Genomic DNA, 421 nt, shown 5'->3' with positions numbered 1-421 from the left:
ATGTGGGTGCTGCAGCACCCAACTCTTTCGATACGACACACATCTGGCTGCGTCGTTGGATGGTGAACAGGTCTGAGCCCCAGTGAGCCCCGATTGGTCGGGCGGAATTCGACGCGGACGCGGGCGCGACCTTGGCGCGGCTGCCCGCGTGGGCGAGGGGGAGGGCAAACTGAGGTGGTGACGGAATCGGTTTCGACGAGTAAACGGCGCTCGACAGCGAACGCGCGCCCGAGTAGCCGTGACGAGATTCGGGACGCATTCATTCGCCACGTGGCGGAGTCGGGGTATGACGGCACCAATTTCGGATCCATCGCCGACGAATTGGGCATCAGCAAGGGCACCATCGTCCACCACTTCGGCACCAAGGAACGGCTGTTCGCCGACGCCCACGAGCGCTACATGGAGAAGCGCCTCGTCGAAG

At 63.4% G+C, this 421-nt stretch carries 2 protein-coding genes; one reads left to right on the top strand and one right to left on the bottom strand.

From position 1 onward, the window contains the following. Positions 1-259: hypothetical protein (locus tag B3T59_RS12280; protein ID WP_287003591.1), on the bottom strand; the 259-nt coding region annotated here is incomplete at its 3' end. On the opposite strand from B3T59_RS12280, the gene B3T59_RS24505 reads away from it, so the two are divergent. Next, positions 175-421: TetR/AcrR family transcriptional regulator (locus B3T59_RS24505; protein WP_349681969.1), on the top strand; the 247-nt coding region annotated here is incomplete at its 3' end. The genes B3T59_RS12280 and B3T59_RS24505 overlap by 85 nt on opposite strands.

Origin of the sequence: Gordonia sp. UBA7860, from assembly GCF_002500165.1 — a bacterium.
Lineage (GTDB): Bacteria > Actinomycetota > Actinomycetes > Mycobacteriales > Mycobacteriaceae > Gordonia > Gordonia sputi.
The sequence above is the reverse complement of the archived record's forward strand: the minus strand, read 5'-3'. Positions and strand labels throughout refer to the sequence as shown.